This is a genomic window from Burkholderia sp. 10_S31, from assembly GCF_056930375.1.
In genome coordinates this window covers 2,762,716-2,778,436 of sequence record NZ_JBXOWK010000003.1, presented here as the reverse complement: position 1 = coordinate 2,778,436, position 15,721 = coordinate 2,762,716, and the positions used below count along the sequence as shown (strand labels likewise).

The 15,721-nt window shown below is 67.7% G+C and carries 17 protein-coding genes; 8 read left to right on the top strand and 9 right to left on the bottom strand.

The genetic code is table 11. The features are described 5' to 3' along the window. Positions 1–24 precede the first annotated feature (24 nt). Together AC1Z3W_RS33085 and xerD are read left to right on the top strand one after the other, a co-directional pair. Positions 25–495: a methylated-DNA--[protein]-cysteine S-methyltransferase gene (locus tag AC1Z3W_RS33085; protein ID WP_483509322.1), complete on the top strand. Its 471-nt coding sequence runs from the start codon at positions 25–27 to the stop codon at positions 493–495. Next, positions 492–1,448, top strand: a complete 957-nt coding sequence (xerD, locus tag AC1Z3W_RS33080) for a site-specific tyrosine recombinase XerD (protein ID WP_057929259.1) — start codon at positions 492–494, stop codon at positions 1,446–1,448. Before AC1Z3W_RS33085 ends, xerD begins: the two co-directional genes overlap by 4 nt. A 46-nt stretch (positions 1,449–1,494) precedes the next feature. On the opposite strand, the gene AC1Z3W_RS33075 is transcribed toward xerD, so the two are convergent. After that, positions 1,495–3,057, bottom strand: coding sequence for a class I adenylate-forming enzyme family protein (locus AC1Z3W_RS33075; RefSeq protein WP_057926113.1), 1,563 nt, complete (start codon positions 3,055–3,057; stop codon positions 1,495–1,497). A 268-nt stretch (positions 3,058–3,325) separates the two neighbouring features. Here AC1Z3W_RS33075 and ybaK point away from each other — a divergent pair, with 268 nt between their 5' ends. After that, positions 3,326–3,817 carry a Cys-tRNA(Pro) deacylase gene (ybaK, locus tag AC1Z3W_RS33070; RefSeq protein WP_057926112.1) on the top strand — a complete coding sequence of 164 codons (492 nt, stop codon included), beginning with the start codon at positions 3,326–3,328 and terminating at the stop codon, positions 3,815–3,817. A gap of 108 nt (positions 3,818–3,925) precedes the next feature. Then, positions 3,926–4,564, top strand: a complete 639-nt coding sequence (gene plsY, locus AC1Z3W_RS33065) for a glycerol-3-phosphate 1-O-acyltransferase PlsY (RefSeq protein WP_057926111.1) — start codon at positions 3,926–3,928, stop codon at positions 4,562–4,564. Positions 4,565–4,644: 80 nt separating this feature from the next. Here the strand turns inward: plsY and AC1Z3W_RS33060 are convergent, their stop codons facing one another. Then, the gene (locus AC1Z3W_RS33060) at positions 4,645–5,130 is read right to left on the bottom strand and encodes a YajQ family cyclic di-GMP-binding protein (protein WP_057926110.1); all 486 of its coding nucleotides are present in this window, start codon (positions 5,128–5,130) and stop codon (positions 4,645–4,647) included. 136 nt (positions 5,131–5,266) lie between these two features. Between AC1Z3W_RS33060 and murB the strand changes: the two genes are divergently transcribed. Next, positions 5,267–6,316 (top strand): UDP-N-acetylmuramate dehydrogenase, encoded by a 1,050-nt coding sequence (gene murB, locus AC1Z3W_RS33055; protein ID WP_057926109.1) that lies wholly within the window; start codon positions 5,267–5,269, stop codon positions 6,314–6,316. 117 nt (positions 6,317–6,433) lie between these two features. Here the strand turns inward: murB and argF are convergent, their stop codons facing one another. Next, positions 6,434–7,363, bottom strand: coding sequence for an ornithine carbamoyltransferase (gene argF, locus AC1Z3W_RS33050; protein ID WP_057926108.1), 930 nt, complete (start codon positions 7,361–7,363; stop codon positions 6,434–6,436). A gap of 412 nt (positions 7,364–7,775) precedes the next feature. Between argF and AC1Z3W_RS33045 the strand changes: the two genes are divergently transcribed. Beyond that, a complete protein-coding gene (locus AC1Z3W_RS33045; RefSeq protein WP_006762342.1) occupies positions 7,776–8,096 on the top strand; it encodes a DUF3579 domain-containing protein in 321 nt (106 codons plus the stop codon). Between the two features lie 160 nt (positions 8,097–8,256). Here the strand turns inward: AC1Z3W_RS33045 and rpsT are convergent, their stop codons facing one another. Beyond that, a complete protein-coding gene (rpsT, locus tag AC1Z3W_RS33040; protein ID WP_006482211.1) occupies positions 8,257–8,529 on the bottom strand; it encodes a 30S ribosomal protein S20 in 273 nt (90 codons plus the stop codon). A 304-nt stretch (positions 8,530–8,833) separates the two neighbouring features. Between rpsT and murJ the strand changes: the two genes are divergently transcribed. Together murJ and AC1Z3W_RS33030 are read left to right on the top strand one after the other, a co-directional pair. Then, positions 8,834–10,384: a murein biosynthesis integral membrane protein MurJ gene (murJ, locus tag AC1Z3W_RS33035; RefSeq protein ID WP_057926107.1), complete on the top strand. Its 1,551-nt coding sequence runs from the start codon at positions 8,834–8,836 to the stop codon at positions 10,382–10,384. An 8-nt stretch (positions 10,385–10,392) separates the two neighbouring features. After that, positions 10,393–11,235, top strand: coding sequence for a SirB1 family protein (locus AC1Z3W_RS33030; protein ID WP_057926217.1), 843 nt, complete (start codon positions 10,393–10,395; stop codon positions 11,233–11,235). 78 nt (positions 11,236–11,313) lie between these two features. Here the strand turns inward: AC1Z3W_RS33030 and AC1Z3W_RS33025 are convergent, their stop codons facing one another. The 5 genes from AC1Z3W_RS33025 to lpxK all read right to left on the bottom strand — a co-directional run bounded on the left by AC1Z3W_RS33025 (position 11,314) and on the right by lpxK (position 15,278). Continuing rightward, positions 11,314–12,072 (bottom strand): SDR family NAD(P)-dependent oxidoreductase, encoded by a 759-nt coding sequence (locus tag AC1Z3W_RS33025; RefSeq protein WP_483509635.1) that lies wholly within the window; start codon positions 12,070–12,072, stop codon positions 11,314–11,316. A gap of 212 nt (positions 12,073–12,284) precedes the next feature. Beyond that, complete coding sequence (gene adk, locus AC1Z3W_RS33020; protein WP_057926105.1) at positions 12,285–12,947, bottom strand: adenylate kinase; 663 nt, start codon at positions 12,945–12,947, stop codon at positions 12,285–12,287. A gap of 208 nt (positions 12,948–13,155) precedes the next feature. After that, positions 13,156–13,947 carry a 3-deoxy-manno-octulosonate cytidylyltransferase gene (gene kdsB / locus AC1Z3W_RS33015; protein WP_057926104.1) on the bottom strand — a complete coding sequence of 264 codons (792 nt, stop codon included), beginning with the start codon at positions 13,945–13,947 and terminating at the stop codon, positions 13,156–13,158. 118 nt (positions 13,948–14,065) lie between these two features. Continuing rightward, complete coding sequence (locus tag AC1Z3W_RS33010) at positions 14,066–14,269, bottom strand: Trm112 family protein (RefSeq protein WP_483509321.1); 204 nt, start codon at positions 14,267–14,269, stop codon at positions 14,066–14,068. Continuing rightward, the gene (lpxK, locus tag AC1Z3W_RS33005; protein WP_175825060.1) at positions 14,250–15,278 is read right to left on the bottom strand and encodes a tetraacyldisaccharide 4'-kinase; all 1,029 of its coding nucleotides are present in this window, start codon (positions 15,276–15,278) and stop codon (positions 14,250–14,252) included. Before lpxK ends, AC1Z3W_RS33010 begins: the two co-directional genes overlap by 20 nt. Positions 15,279–15,721 lie beyond the last annotated feature (443 nt).

Here is a 15,721-nt window from a genome sequence, read left to right as displayed (position 1 = left end):
CGTTTCACCGGTGAGGAGAAACTCATGTTCAACGCAGTCATCGACGCACCGTTCGGCAAGGTCGGCATCCGCACCGATGCCGCGGTGGTGCGCGAGATCGTCTATCTGCCCGAGTCGGTCAAGTCGGTCGAGCCTGACTCGCCGCTCGCGAAGCGCGCGGTCAAGCAGATCGAACGTTATTTCGAGCGCGCATCGGCGCGCTTCGACCTGCCGCTCGCCGACGTCGGCAGCGCCTTCCAGCATCGCGTGTGGAACGTGATCAGCGACATTCCGCCGGGCACGGTGCTGACCTACGGCCAGGTCGCGAAGCGGATCGGCAGCGCGCCGCGCGCGGTCGGCCAGGCGTGCGGCGCGAACTATTTCCCGCTCGTGATTCCGTGCCATCGCGTCGTCGCCGAGGGCGGCCTCGGCGGCTTCGCGAACCACGACGACAATGGCTATTACCAGACAGTGAAGCGCTGGCTGCTGGCGCACGAGGGCGTGCCGTACCGATGAGCGAACCGCTGCTTTCCCCCGATTCCGCGTCCGACGGCGATGCCGCCGCCGCATCGCCCGCGCTGCTTGCGAGTCGCGCGTCGATCGACGTGTTCTGCGATGCGCTGTGGCTCGAGCACGGGCTCGCGCGCAACACGCTCGACGCGTACCGGCGCGATCTGGTGCTGTTTTCGCAATGGCTGGCCGCGACGCACGGCGCGCCGCTCGATTCGGTCGACGAAGCGATGGTGACGGACTACATCGCCGCGCGCAGCGACGGCAAGGCGACGTCGTCGAACCGGCGGTTGTCCGTGTTCAGGCGCTATTACGGCTGGGCCGTGCGCGAGCATCGCGCGAACGCCGATCCGACGCTGCGGATCACGTCCGCGAAACAGGCCGCGCGGTTTCCGTCGACGCTGTCGGAGGCACAGGTCGAGGCGCTGCTCGGCGCACCCGACATCGGCACGCCGCTCGGCCTGCGCGATCGCACGATGCTCGAGCTGATGTACGCGAGCGGGCTGCGCGTGAGCGAGCTCGTCACGCTGAAGACCGTCGAGGTCGGTCTCAACGAGGGCGTCGTGCGCGTGATGGGCAAGGGTTCGAAGGAACGGCTCGTGCCGTTCGGAGAAGTCGCGCACGGCTGGATCGAGCGCTACCTGCGCGACGCGCGGCCGGCGCTGCTTGGCGCACGCGCGGCCGACGCGCTGTTCGTGACCGCGCGCGGCGACGGGATGACGCGCCAGCAGTTCTGGAACATCATCAAGCGCCACGCGCAGCAGGCCGACGTGCGCGCGCACCTGTCGCCGCATACGCTGCGGCACGCGTTCGCGACGCACCTGCTGAACCACGGCGCCGACCTGCGCGTCGTGCAGCTGCTGCTCGGCCACAGCGACATCTCGACCACGCAGATCTACACGCACGTCGCGCGCGAGCGGCTGAAGACGCTGCACGCGCAGCACCATCCGCGCGGCTAGCGCGGCGCGTGCACCGGCCAGCGCGCGATGCGGGCGGCGCCGTGCGTTACGCGAGTTCGCGCAGCTTGTACTTCAGCACCTTGCCGGTCGACGCGGCGGGCAGCGCGTCGAGCACGCGAATCCGCGCAGGGCGCTTGTAAGGCGCGAGCCGCTGCGCGCACCACGCCTGGAGCGCTGCCTCGGTCGCGGTCGCGCCGGGCACCAGCTCGACGAACGCGAGCACTTCCTCGTTGCCCTCGACCGCCCGGCCGATGACGGCCGCCTGCACGACGTCCGGGTGCGCGTTCAGCACCTGTTCGACCTCGACCGGATACACGTTGAAGCCCGAGCGGATGATCAGTTCCTTGCTGCGGCCCGCGATCGTCACCGAGCCGTCCGCTTCCTGGCGTGCGAGATCGCCGGTGCTGAGCCAGCCGTCCGGCGACACGGCCGCGCGCGTCGCCTCCGCGTTGCGGTAATAGCCGAGCATCACGTTCGGCCCGCGCACGCGAATTTCCCCCACTTCGCCTTGCGGCACGTCGGTGCCGTCCGGTGCGACGATCCGCATCTCGACGCCCGGGATCGGCACGCCGACCGAGCAGTCGGTACGCGGTGCGTCGAGCGGCGTCTGCGTGATTGTCGGGCTGCTCTCGGTCATCCCGTAGCCGTTGTGCAGCGGCACGCCGTACACGCGCTCGACGCGCGCCTTCAGGTCGGCGTCGAGCGGCGAGCCGCCCGAATACGCGAAGCGCAGCCGCGGCGCGTGCCATGGGTGTGCGTGCGTGTGCAGGTGCTCGAGCAGCTTCGCGTGCATCGCGGGCACGCCCTGGAAGATCGTCACGCCTTCGTCGGCGAGCGCGACGCGCACGGCTTCCGGCGAGAAGCGCGGCGCGAGCCGCAGCGTTGCGCCCGCGTACAGGCTGCCGAGGCAGACCGACGCGAGCCCGTACACGTGCGATACCGGCAGCACCGTATAGACGACGTCGTCGGGCGACACGCGGCGCAGCGTGCTCGACACCGCCGCGATGAACAGCAGGTTGCGATGCGACAGCATCACGCCTTTCGGCGCACCCGTCGTGCCGGTCGTGTAGATCAGCGCCGCGCATTGCGCGGCACCGTCGGCCGCCACCGGTTCGTCGGGCGCGCTCGTGTCGACGCGGTACGACCATGCGCCGATGTCGACCGGCAGCGCGTCGGCGGGCGTCGCGTCGTAGCGCGCCGCGTGCGCACGCGCGTCGGGCGACGCTTCCGTCGCGAATGCGATCAGCTTCGGGCGCGCGTGCGCGGCGATCGCATCGAGCTCGCCGGCCGACAGCCGCGCGTTCGACACGAGCGCCCACGCATCGACGCGCGCGACCGCGAACAGCAGCACGATCTGCGCGACGCTGTTTTCCGCGACGATCATCACGCGATCGCCGCCGCGCACGCCGAGGCGCGCGAGCCGCTCGGCGGCGGCATCGACGGCCTGCGACAGCTCGCCGTACGACAGGCGTCGCGCGTCCTCGATCAGCGCCGGATGCGCACTCGCGCGCGCGGCCCAGCGGGCGGGCACGTCGGCGATGCGCCCTGGCAACGCGGCGAGCAGTGCCGCGACGTCGAGCTGTGCGGATGGGCGGGCAGGCGAGGGCATGGCGTCTCCAGGAGAAGGGCCGGGCGGCGGCACGGCGAGTTTTGCGAACGATCGTGCCATGACGGCGGGCGGGCCACAATCGGCCAATCGGGCAATAGCGCTTCGCGATGTCCGCAATGATGACGGCGCGTTGCGGCGACGGGCGCGCTCGCCCCGGACAAAAGGGCCGCGAGTATACCGCCGGGGCGCGGCGCGGCGCCGTGAACACGCGATGCCGCGATTGTGCGATGGCGATCGCCCGCCGGTCGTTCGCCATTAAAATGCCGCCATGAGCAAATCCAGACATGTGTCCGAGACACCCGCGACCCAGCTGCTGCGCCGCCATGCCGTTGCATTCGGCGAGCATCCGTACGATTACGTCGAGCACGGCGGCACCGGCGAGTCGGCGCGCCAGCTCGGCGTCGACGAACACAGCGTCGTGAAGACGCTCGTGATGGAAGACGAGCATGCGAAGCCGCTGATCGTGCTGATGCACGGCGACCGCACCGTGTCGACCAAAAACCTTGCCCGGCAGATCGGCGCGAAGCGCGTCGAGCCGTGCAAGCCCGACGTCGCGAACCGCCATTCCGGCTATCTGGTCGGCGGCACGTCGCCGTTCGGCACGCGCAAGACGATGCCCGTGTACGTCGAGTCGACCATCCTCGAGCTGCCGACGATCTACCTGAACGGCGGCCGCCGCGGCTATCTCGTCAGTCTTGCGCCGACGGTGCTCACGACGCTGCTCGGCGCGACGCCCGTGCAGTGCGCGAGCGTCGACTGAGGGTTTCACCTTCGTGGCAGGCCGTGCTCGTTCGGTAGAATGGGCGCCGTTTCGGCCGGGCGCGCCCGGCCGTCCCTTTACCGATACGTTGAAAGAAGAGTTCTCCGCATGCAGATCCTGCTCGCCGCACTAGTTGCCTACCTGATCGGTTCGGTGTCGTTTGCCGTCGTCGTCAGCGCCGCGATGGGCCTGGCCGATCCCCGTTCGTACGGGTCGAAGAATCCCGGCGCGACCAACGTGCTGCGCAGCGGCAACAAGAAGGCCGCGATCCTGACGCTCGTCGGCGACGCGTTCAAGGGCTGGCTCGCCGTCTGGCTCGCCCGGCACTTCGGGTTGTCCGATGTCGCCGTTGCGTGGGTCGCGATCGCCGTGTTCCTCGGCCACCTGTATCCGGTGTTCTTCCGCTTCCAGGGCGGCAAGGGCGTCGCGACCGCGGCCGGCGTGCTGCTCGCCGTGCACCCGGTGCTCGGGCTCGCGACCGCGCTGACCTGGCTGATCGTCGCGTTCTTCTTCCGCTATTCGTCGCTCGCGGCGCTGGTGGCGGCCGTGTTCGCACCGGTGTTCGACGTGTTCCTGTTCGGCACGGGCCACAACCCGGTCGCGTGGGCCGTGCTCGCGATGAGCGTGCTGCTCGTGTGGCGTCACCGCGGCAACATCTCGAAGCTGCTGGCGGGGCAGGAGAGCCGGATCGGCGACAAGAAGAAGGCTGCGGCCGACGGCGGCGCGCAGGGCGGCGGGAAGGCCTGAGGAAGGGGGGCTGCTGCCGCCCGCCGGGGCATCCCGCATGCGGGGCCCGGCGGCGCGGGACGACCGGTCGACGGCGTCGATCAGTCGCGGAAGTTGTTGAAGTCGAGCGGGGTGTCGGTCACGTCCTTGCGCAGCATCGCGATCACGTTCTGCAGGTCGTCGCGCTTCGTGCCGGCCACGCGCACCGCGTCGCCCTGGATGCTCGCCTGCACCTTGATCTTGCTGTCTTTCACGAGCCTGACGATCTTCTTCGCGAGGTCGCCCGTCACGCCCTTCTTCACGGTGACGATCTGCTTGACCTTGTCGCCGCCGATCTTCTCGACCTTGCCGTAGTCGAGGAAGCGTACGTCGACGTTGCGCTTCGCGAGCTTGTTGATCAGCACGTCCTTGACCTGGCCGAGCTTGAAATCGTCGTCGGCGAACAGCGTCAGCTCGCGCTCCTTCTGCTCGACGCGCGCGTCGGAGCCCTTGAAGTCGAAGCGTGTCGAAATTTCCTTGTTCGACTGCTCGATGGCGTTCTTCACTTCGATCATGTTCGCTTCGGAAACGACGTCGAACGATGGCATGGCATTCTCCCTTGAGATGCGAGGCCCGGCTCGCGCGCGGGCACTCGCTATAATTGCGGACTGTTTGCCATTTTACCGATGCCCCTCCGTTTGCCCAAGGCCGGCCGTGTGCCCGCCCTGGCGGACGTGACCGCGAATGCCGATGCCTCCTGACGATTCCGCCCTGTCGCTGCTCCCCGACCATCCGCTCGCCGTGCACAATACGTTCGGCATCGCCGCGACCGCCCGCTTCGCCGCCCGCATCACGCATGCGGCGCAGTTCGCGGCGCTGCATCGCGACCCGCGCGTCGCGCACCTGCCGCAGCTCGTGCTGGGCGGCGGCAGCAACGTCGTGTTCACGCGCGATTTCGACGGCGTCGTGCTGCTCGACGAGATTGCCGGCCGCCGCGTCGTGCGCGAGGACGACGACGCGTGGTACGTCGAGGCAGGCGGCGGCGAAACCTGGCACGCGTTCGTTGCGTGGACGCTCGAGCACGGGATGCCGGGCCTCGAGAACCTGGCGCTGATTCCGGGCACCGTCGGCGCCGCGCCGATCCAGAACATCGGCGCTTACGGCCTCGAGATGAAGACGTATTTCGACTCGCTGGCCGCCGTCGAACTTGCGACGGGGCGCAGCGAGCGCTTCGACGCCGCGCGCTGCGCGTTCGGCTATCGCGACAGCTTCTTCAAGCGGGAAGGGCGCGGCCGCTTTGCGATCGTATCGGTGACGTTCCGGCTGCCCAAGCGCTGGACGCCGCGGCTCGGCTATGCGGACGTCACGCGCGAGCTCGACGCGCGCGGCATCACGCCGGACGCCGCGACGCCGCGCGACGTGTTCGACGCGGTCGTCGCGATCCGCCGCGCGAAGCTGCCCGATCCGCTGATGCTCGGCAACGCGGGTAGTTTCTTCAAGAATCCGGTGATCGACGCCGCGCAGTTCGACGCGCTGCGCGCGCGCGCGCCCGAAGTCGTGTCGTATCCGCAGCCGGACGGGCAGGTGAAGCTCGCGGCCGGCTGGCTGATCGACCGCTGCGGCTGGAAAGGGCGCGCGCTCGGCGCGGCGGCCGTGCACGACCGGCAGGCGCTCGTGCTGGTCAATTGCGGCGGCGCGACGGGCGCCGACGTGCTCGCGCTGGCGCGCGCGATCCAGGACGACGTGCGCGAGCGGTTCGGTGTCGAGCTCGAACCCGAGCCGGTGTGCCTGTAACGCGGTTGTTCGACCCGCGCGTTTCGTTCTCTTTCGTCCGTACCAACAAAAAGCGCCGATCGACGATCGGCGCTTTTTTGCATGCGGCCGGAATCCGGCCGCGCGCGAGTGCGGCGGTCAGTGCTTGAGGCGGCCGAGCAGCAGGAATTCCATCAGCGCCTTCTGCACGTGCAGGCGGTTTTCCGCTTCGTCCCACACGACGCTCTGCGGGCCGTCGATCACGCCGGCCGTCACTTCCTCGCCGCGGTGTGCGGGCAGGCAGTGCATGAAGAGCGCGTCCGGGTTCGCGTGGCCCATCATTTCCTCGTCGACGCACCAGTCGGCAAACGCCTGCATGCGCGCTTCGTTTTCGGCTTCGAAGCCCATGCTCGTCCACACGTCGGTCGTCACGAGATCGGCGCCCTTGCACGCTTCGTTCGGATCGTCGAACACTTCGTAGAACGGCGCGCTGTCCGGCGACACGAGCTTCATGTCGAGCGCATAGCCCGGCGGCGTCGACAGGCGCAGCTTGAAGCCCAGGATCTGCGCGGCTTCGATCCACGTATACAGCATGTTGTTCGCATCGCCGACCCACGCGACCGTCTTGCCGGCGATCGGGCCGCGGTGCTCGTAGTACGTGAAGATGTCGGCGAGCACCTGGCACGGGTGGTATTCGTTGGTCAGCCCGTTGATCACCGGCACGCGGGAGTTCTGCGCGAAGCGCGTGATCACGTCCTGCTCGAACGTGCGGATCATGATGATGTCGACCATCCGCGAGATCACTTGCGCGGAATCCTCGACCGGCTCGCCGCGGCCGAGCTGCGTGTCGCGCGTGCTCATGAACACCGCGTGGCCGCCGAGCTGGAAGATGCCGGCCTCGAACGACAGGCGCGTGCGCGTCGAACTCTTCTCGAAGATCATCGCGAGCGTGCGGTCGTGCAGCGGGTGATAGGTCTCGTAGTTCTTGAACTTGCGCTTCAGGATACCCGTGCGTTCGAGCACGTACTCGTAGTCTTCCAGCGAGAAATCCTTGAACTGCAGGTAGTGACGAATGGTTTTGGCGGTCATGAAACGAAATACGGCGGATTGGAACCGGCAGCGGGGCCGGACGGCGCCGCCGTCGGGTGTGGATAACTCAAAGCAGCATAAAGGATTTTCTGTGCTTTGACGAGCCGCGAAGAAAAGCGGGGAGCGATCCGGGCCGGCGACGGAGCGTGTCGGAAGAGGGGTGGCGGGACGACGCGCGATGGCGCGCTGCGGTATAATTCAAAAGTTTTCTCCAGCCCGGCAGGCAAGGCTTTTCGCGCTCTGCCGGACACAAGCCGTGCGCTGCACAAATCCGGTGCGGCGCGCCGGCGGCACGCATCGACGGCCTGTTTTCGGGATTCGGAGCGCGTGTGCCGCGGTCCACTCCAGCTTTGTGTTCGCGTATCCAGGCGCCGTCGCCTGGACATCGCCGGGCCGTCACTTGGGTAACCACATGGCTGAAACCCCTCCGACCGAATTCTTCATCCAGGGCATCACGAAAGACGGGAAAAAGTTTCGCCCGAGCGACTGGTCGGAGCGTCTGGCCGGCGTGATGGCCTGCTTCGGGCCGGGTGCAAGCGGGCCGAACGCGCGCCTGAAATATTCGCTGTACGTGCGCCCGACGATGCTGGGCGACCTGAAATGCGTGATCCTCGATTCCCGGCTGCGCGACATCGAGCCGATGGCGTTCGATTTCGTACTGAATTTCGCGAAGGACAACAACCTCGTCGTCACCGAAGCGTGCGAACTGCCGGACTACAACGAGAAGAAGTGAGTTCGGCGGGCGAGGGCGCATGCCGCGCCCCTGCCTGGCAGTCGCCCGGCGCGATGCGCAGGCGACGCACAGCAAAAAAGCCCGCCTAGGCGGGCTTTTTTGCGATCGCAGGAAACAGGAGCACCCGCCGAAGCGGGCACCCTCGCCGGTCGCACCGGATTTACGCTGCTGCCTGCAGACCCTTGACGGCTGCGGCGAGGCGGCTCTTGCTGCGAGCGGCCTTGTTTTTGTGAACGATCTTCTTGTCGGCGATCGTGTCGATCGTCTTCACGGCAGCCTTGAACAGCTCGGCAGCCTTAGCCTGATCGCCGGCTTCAACAGCCTTGCGAACCGACTTGATCGCGGTACGGAATTTCGAGCGCAGCGCCGAGTTGTGCGAATTTGCCTTCGCGGCCTGGCGGGCGCGCTTGCGTGCTTGTGCGGAGTTAGCCATGACGGTTCCTTATCCTGTCCTGTTTCCAGAGCTTGGAGCCTGACGGCCAAGCGCTGCTTTTCGATCCGTCCCCTGAGAACGATTGCCCAGGGGCGCATAAAAAAACGGTGATTTTAACCGAGGCCGAGACATGAAAACGACAGGCGCCGTGCATGTAACAGGCTCAGAAACCGGCGATTATAGCAACAAAATCAAGCGCGTGGCAAGTTCGACGTGACATCGGCCGGGCGGGGCACCGGCGACGCGCGCGCTTTTCCGCATCCGTCCGTGCCGGGACACGCAACGTCCGTATAATAAGCGCCCCATGAATCTATTCCGAGCCCTGCTGACGGTCAGCGGCTTCACGCTGCTGTCGCGCGTGACCGGACTGGCCCGCGAGACGCTGATCGCCCGTGCGTTCGGCGCCAGTCAATACACCGACGCGTTCTACGTCGCTTTCCGCATTCCGAACCTGCTGCGCCGCCTGTCTGCCGAAGGCGCGTTCTCGCAGGCGTTCGTGCCGATCCTGGCCGAGTTCAAGAACCAGCAGGGGCACGATGCGACCAAGGCGCTCGTCGACGCGATGTCGACCGTGCTCGCGTGGGCGCTCGCCGTGCTGTCGGTCCTCGGGATCGCCGGCGCGTCGTGGGTCGTGTTCGCGGTCGCGTCCGGCCTGCATACCGACGGGCAGGCATTCCCGCTCGCGGTCACGATGACGCGGATCATGTTTCCGTACATCGTGTTCATCTCGCTGACGACGCTCGCGTCCGGCGTGCTCAACACCTACAAGAGCTTCTCGCTGCCGGCGTTCGCGCCCGTGCTGCTCAACGTCGCGTTCATCGCCGCGGCCGTATTCGTCGCGCCGCACCTGAAGGTGCCGGTGTTCGCGCTCGCGTGGGCCGTGATCGCGGGCGGCGTGCTGCAGTTCCTCGTGCAACTGCCCGGCCTGAAGAAGATCGACATGGTGCCGCTGATCGGCCTCAACCCGGTGCGCGCGCTGCATCACCGCGGCGTGAAGCGCGTGCTCGCGAAGATGGTGCCCGCGACGTTCGCGGTGTCGGTCGCGCAGCTGTCGCTGATCATCAACACCAACATCGCGTCGCGGCTCGGGCAGGGCGCGGTGTCATGGATCAACTACGCCGACCGGCTGATGGAATTCCCGACCGCGTTGCTCGGCGTCGCGCTTGGCACGATCCTGCTGCCGAGCCTGTCGAAGGCGCACGTCGACGCCGATTCGCATGAATATTCGGCGCTGCTCGACTGGGGGCTGCGCGTCACGTTCCTGCTCGCGGCGCCGAGCGCGCTCGCGCTGTTCTTCTTCGCGACGCCGCTTACCGCGACGCTGTTCAACTACGGCAAGTTCGACGCGCATACCGTCACGATGGTCGCCCGCGCGCTCGCGACCTACGGGATCGGCCTCGTCGGCATCATCCTGATCAAGATCCTCGCGCCGGGCTTCTATGCGAAGCAGGACATCAAGACGCCGGTGAAGATCGCGATCGGCGTGCTCGTCGTCACGCAGATTTCGAACTATGTGTTCGTGCCGCTGATCGGTCATGCGGGCCTCACGCTGAGCATCGGCGTCGGCGCGTGCCTGAACTCGCTGCTGCTGTTCCTCGGGCTGCGCAAGCGCGGCATCTACCAGCCGTCGCCGGGCTGGATGCGCTTCTTCGTGCAGCTGATCGGCGCGGCGCTCGTGCTCGCAGGCCTGATGCACTGGTGCGCGATCAGCTTCGACTGGACCGGCATGCGTGCGCAGCCGCTCGATCGGATTGCGCTGATGGCCGCGTGCCTCGTGCTGTTCGCTGCACTATATTTCGGTATGTTGTGGGTGATGGGCTTCAAATACGCTTACTTCAGAAGGCGCGCCAAGTGACGACCGCAATGACTCGCGTCCTCGACTACTTCAGCACGCTCGTGGCGGACGACGACAGTCTGCCCGTCACGGAGACCGCGCTGTCGCTCGCGCAGGACGCGTATCCCGACCTCGACCTGCAGGGCACGCTGGCCGAACTCGACATGCTGGCCGCGCGGCTGCGCCGCCGGCTCGCCGACGATGCGGACCTGAAGGACCGCGTTGCCGCGCTCAACGAGTTCTTCTTCCGCGAACTCGGCTTCGCGTGCAATCACAACGATTACTACGACCCCGATAACAGCCATCTGAACGCGGTGCTGAAGCGGCGGCGCGGGATTCCGATTTCGCTGTCGGTGCTGTACCTCGAGCTCGCCGAGCAGATCGGCGTGCCGGCGCGCGGCGTGTCGTTCCCCGGCCACTTCCTGCTGCGCGTGACGCTGCCGGACGGCGACCTGATCATCGATCCGACCAACGGCCATTCGCTGTCCGAAGCCGAGATGGTCGAGATGCTCGAGCCGTACGTCGCGCGAGCGGCGGGTGCGGTCGACAGCGCGTTGCGCGCGCTGCTGCAGCCGGCCACGAGCCGCGAGATCATCGCGCGGATGCTGCGCAACCTGAAGACGATCTATCTGCAGACGGAGCGCTGGCAGCGGCTGCTCGCGGTGCAGCAGCGGCTCGTGATCCTGTTGCCCGAACATCTCGACGAGGTGCGCGACCGCGGCTTCGCGTATGCGCGGCTCGATTACCTGCGTCCCGCGCTCGAGGATCTCGAGCAGTATCTGGGCGAGCGGCCCGATGCGGACGACGCGACCGTCGTCGAATCGCAGGTGACCGAGTTGCGGCAGCGGATGCAGCGCGACGGCGACGACTGAACCGTCGCGGTATCGCCGGAACCCGAAACATAAAAACGCCCGCATCGCGGGCGTTTTACGTTTGCCGTTGCCTGGCACTTACTTCGGCTGCATCCGGATCGCGCCGTCGAGGCGGATCACTTCGCCGTTGAGCATCGGGTTCTCGACGATCTGGCGCACCAGCATCGCGTATTCGTCCGGTTTGCCGAGCCGCGGCGGGAACGGCACCATCGCGCCGAGCGCGTCCTGCACGTCCTTCGGCATACCGAGCAGCATCGGCGTCTCGAACAGTCCGGGCGCGATCGTCATCACGCGGATGCCGTGGCGCGACAGGTCGCGCGCGATCGGCAGCGTCATGCCCGCGACGCCGGCCTTCGACGCTGCATACGCGGCCTGGCCGATCTGCCCGTCGTAGGCGGCGACCGATGCGGTGCCGACGATCACGCCGCGCTCGCCGCCGTCGTTCGGCGCGGTCGCGGCCATCGCGGCGGCCGCGAGCCGGATCATGTTGAAGGTGCCGACCAGGTTCACGTTGATCGTCTTCGCGAACACGTCGAGCGGGTGCGCGCCGTCCTTGCCGACGGTCTTCGCGGCGGGCGCGATGCCCGCGCAGTTCACGAGCCCGCGCAGCGTGCCCGCGCGCGTCGCGGCATCGACGGCCGCCTGCGCATCGGCCTCGCTCGACACGTCGCAGCGCACGAATACGCCGCCCAGTTCGTTCTCGAGCGCCGTGCCGGCCGCCTCGTTCAGGTCGGCGAGCACGACTTTGCCGCCGGCTTGCGCGAGCATGCGGGCCGTTCCGGCGCCGAGGCCCGATGCGCCACCCGTGATCAGAAAGACGTTGCCGCGAATCTCCATCATTGTCTCCTTGGTTGGGTCCGATGCCGCTCGATCGGAGGAAGGACCGGCGCGCCGGTTCGCGCGGCGCACGTGCTTGAACGATTGTACGGGGCGCTGCCGGGCGCCGGCGAGACCGGCACGCTCGTGCGAATCCTGGTCAGACGAAACGGAGGAAACAGACGAAAAAAAGCCGCCCGGGGAGGGCGGCTCGCAGGTGCACGACGCGGTGCTTACTTCAGTGCGTCGAATGCACGCTCGCGGATTTCGTCCACGCTGCCGAGGCCCGAGATCTTGCGATACTGCGGGGCCTTCAGGCCGTTTTCCTCGCCGCGCTGCGCCCAGTCGCCGTAGTACGTGATCAGCGGCTTGGTCTGCGCTTCGTACACTTCGAGACGCTTCTTGACGGTTTCTTCCTTGTCGTCGTCGCGCTGGATCAGCGGTTCGCCCGTCACGTCGTCATGGCCTTCGACCTTCGGCGGGTTGAACTTCACGTGGTACGTGCGGCCCGACGCCGGGTGCGTGCGGCGGCCGCTCATGCGCTCGACGATTTCCGAGAATGGGACGTCGATTTCGAGCACGTAGTCGATCGCGACGCCGGCTTCCTTCATCGCGTCAGCCTGCGCGATCGTGCGCGGGAAGCCGTCGAACAGGTAGCCGTTCGCGCAGTCGGATTCCTTCAGGCGCTCCTTCACGAGGCCGATGATCAGCGCGTCCGGCACGAGCTTGCCGGCGTCCATGTAGCCCTTCGCCTCGACGCCGAGCGGCGAGCCGGCCTTGACGGCCGCGCGCAGCATGTCGCCCGTCGAGATTTGCGGGATGCCGAACTTTTCCTTGATGAAGTTTGCCTGGGTGCCCTTTCCCGCGCCGGGCGCGCCCAACAGGATCAAACGCATGGTGATATCTCCAGTATGTAGATTCGTATGGCGAGACGTAAAAGTGTCGACGACTGCGTGCGCGGTGCTTGCCTGGCGCGCGGCGGACCGGTCTGACGCGGCGCGTCGACGAAAAGCGACGCGCGGCTGCCGGGACGGGCCGTGGCGGGGTCAAGCGAGAACGCGCGGGTCGCGGACGGCTCGCACAATCGCTTGATTATGCCACGGGTTATTTTGAACTCGGCCGAAAAAGGGCCTGCACGCGTGCAAGATCGGCCGGCGTGTCGATTCCGGCTTCGGGCGCGTGCTCCGTCATCAGCACCGCGATACGCTCGCCGTGCCACATCGCGCGCAGCTGTTCGAGCTGTTCCGCCTGCTCGATCGGCGCCTGCGCGAGCGACGGATAAGTGCGCAGGAAGCGCGCGCGATACGCGTAGAGGCCGATATGCCGATAGACCGGAAACGCCGGCGCTGGCATGGCCGCGACGTCGGGCCAGTGCATCAGATACGCGTCACGGCTCCACGGAATCGGCGCGCGCGAGAAGTACATCGCGACGTTGCGCGCGTCGAGCGCGACCTTCACGATGTTCGGGTTGAACACGTCGGCCGCTTCGTGAATCGGGTGCGCGGCGGTCGCGATCGCGCAGTCCGGATGCGCGGCGAGGTGCGACGCTACGTCGCGCACGAGCACCGGGTCGATCAGCGGCTCGTCGCCCTGCACGTTGACGACGACGGTGTCGTCGCTCCACCCGAACGTCGCGGCGACTTCCGCGAGCCGGTCGGTGCCGGACGGATGGTCGGCGCGCGTCAGCACCGCTTCGAAACCGTGATCGCGTGCCGCGTCGAGCACGCTCTGCGCGTCGGATGCGACGAGCACCTGCTGCGCGCCCGCTTCGCGCGCGCGCTCGGCGACGCGCACGACCATCGGCTTGCCACCGAGATCGGCGAGCGGCTTGTTCGGCAGGCGCGTCGACGCGAGCCGGGCAGGAATGACGGCGATGAAGGGCTGCGGATGAGTCATCGGGGCTGGGCGGTGAGAAGGGCTGGGGCGGGCGGCGCATCGAAAGCAGGCCGCCCGGCAGGGTCCGGCACGCGGCCGCGGTGAATCGCGGCCGGGCGCCGGTGCAGCGGTGTGGCGTTCAGCTGCCGGCCCGGCCGGCGGGGTCGACTGGCGTGCCTTCGACGGTCTGGCGTGCTTCGTCGACGAGCATCACGGGGATGCCGTCGCGAATCGGGTAGGCGAGCTTGTCCGCGTTGCAGATCAGTTCCTGCGCGGCGCGGTCATAGTGGAGCGGGCCTTTGCAGATAGGGCACACAAGGATTTCAAGCAGGCGAGCGTCCACGGAGTTTCTCCACAACGAGGGCAATGAGGCGAGGATCGAGCGCGGCTTCGACGGGGACGACCCACAGCCGAGCGTCGCGCCAGGAAGCGCCCAATTTTACTGCATCCTTCTCGGTGATCAGGATCGCGTCGACCGCATCGTCGACGAACGGATTGTCGGCGAACGCGTAATGGTCGGGCAGCGCACGCGTTGCCGGCGCGAGGCCGGCCGCGCGAAGCGTCGCGAAGAAGCGTTCCGGCGCGCCGATGCCGGCCGCGGCGAGCACGCGCTCGTTCGCGAACTGCGACAGCGGGCGGCGCAGCGCCGGCCGGTCGAGGTGCCACGCGGCGCCCGGCGTCAGCGCGAGCGCGTAGGTGTCGGGCCACGGCGGCAGCGCGCCGCTGTATGGATCGTTGACGAGCGTCGCGTCGCGGTGGCGCGACAGCGGCTCGCGCAACGGGCCGGCCGGCAGCAGGAAGCCGTTGCCGCCGAGCCGGTGGTCGAACACGACGAGCTCGACCGTGCGCGCGAGCCGGTAGTGCTGGAGACCGTCGTCACTGACGATCACGTCGACATCCGGATGCGCGGCGCGCAGCGCCTGCGCGGCCGCGACGCGGTCGGGGCATACCCATACGGGCGCGGCGGTGCGGCGCGCGATCAGCAGCGGTTCGTCGCCGGCCGCGCTCGCGCGCGACGTGGGCGTGACCGCGGTCGGCGCCTTCACGTTCGCGCCGTAGCCGCGCGACACGACGCCCGGCGTGAAACCGGCCGCGCGCAGCGCATCGACGAGCGCGATCACGGTCGGCGTCTTGCCGGTGCCGCCGACGGTCACGTTGCCGACCACGACGACGGGCACGCCGACGTCGACCGGTTGCTTCCAGCCCTGCGCGTAGGCGGTGCGACGCAGAGCCGCGCACAGGCCGAACACGCACGCGAACGGCGTGAGCGCCCAGGCGAGTACGCCGCGGCGTTGCCATTCGCGCGTGAGGCGCGCTTCGAGCCGCGCGAGCGGGCCGCCAGGGGCGCTCATCGGGCCGGGCGCGGCGCGTCGTGCGCCGCGGCGTGGGACGGATTCGTCAAGACGGATTCTCCGTTGGGCGGCGTATGCCGCAAGGTCTTCGGAAGGCGGCACTCTAGCGCGCGGCACGTGGGCGCGGCAAGCGCGGCCGGGCGGCGCACGCGACGGGGCCGGATCGGGGCGGGTTGTGGATAACTCTGTGAAGAACTCCCGGCCCGTTTGCGTCGATCGCCTGCCGGGTGGACATCGAATCGATGGCGAATAAAATCGCAAGGTTGAAAAATCTATAAAAATCAATGCATTGCTTGAAATTGTCTGGATTTTCCCGCGGTTTTCAAGCGTTTTGGGCGGACGATTGCCACAGTGTGGACACCTTTCGCGCGTCGCGGCGCGGACGCTCGGCGCTGGACGTCGCGCGCATGTCGGACTATCGTGTCGCCGCCAGCATTCATCCG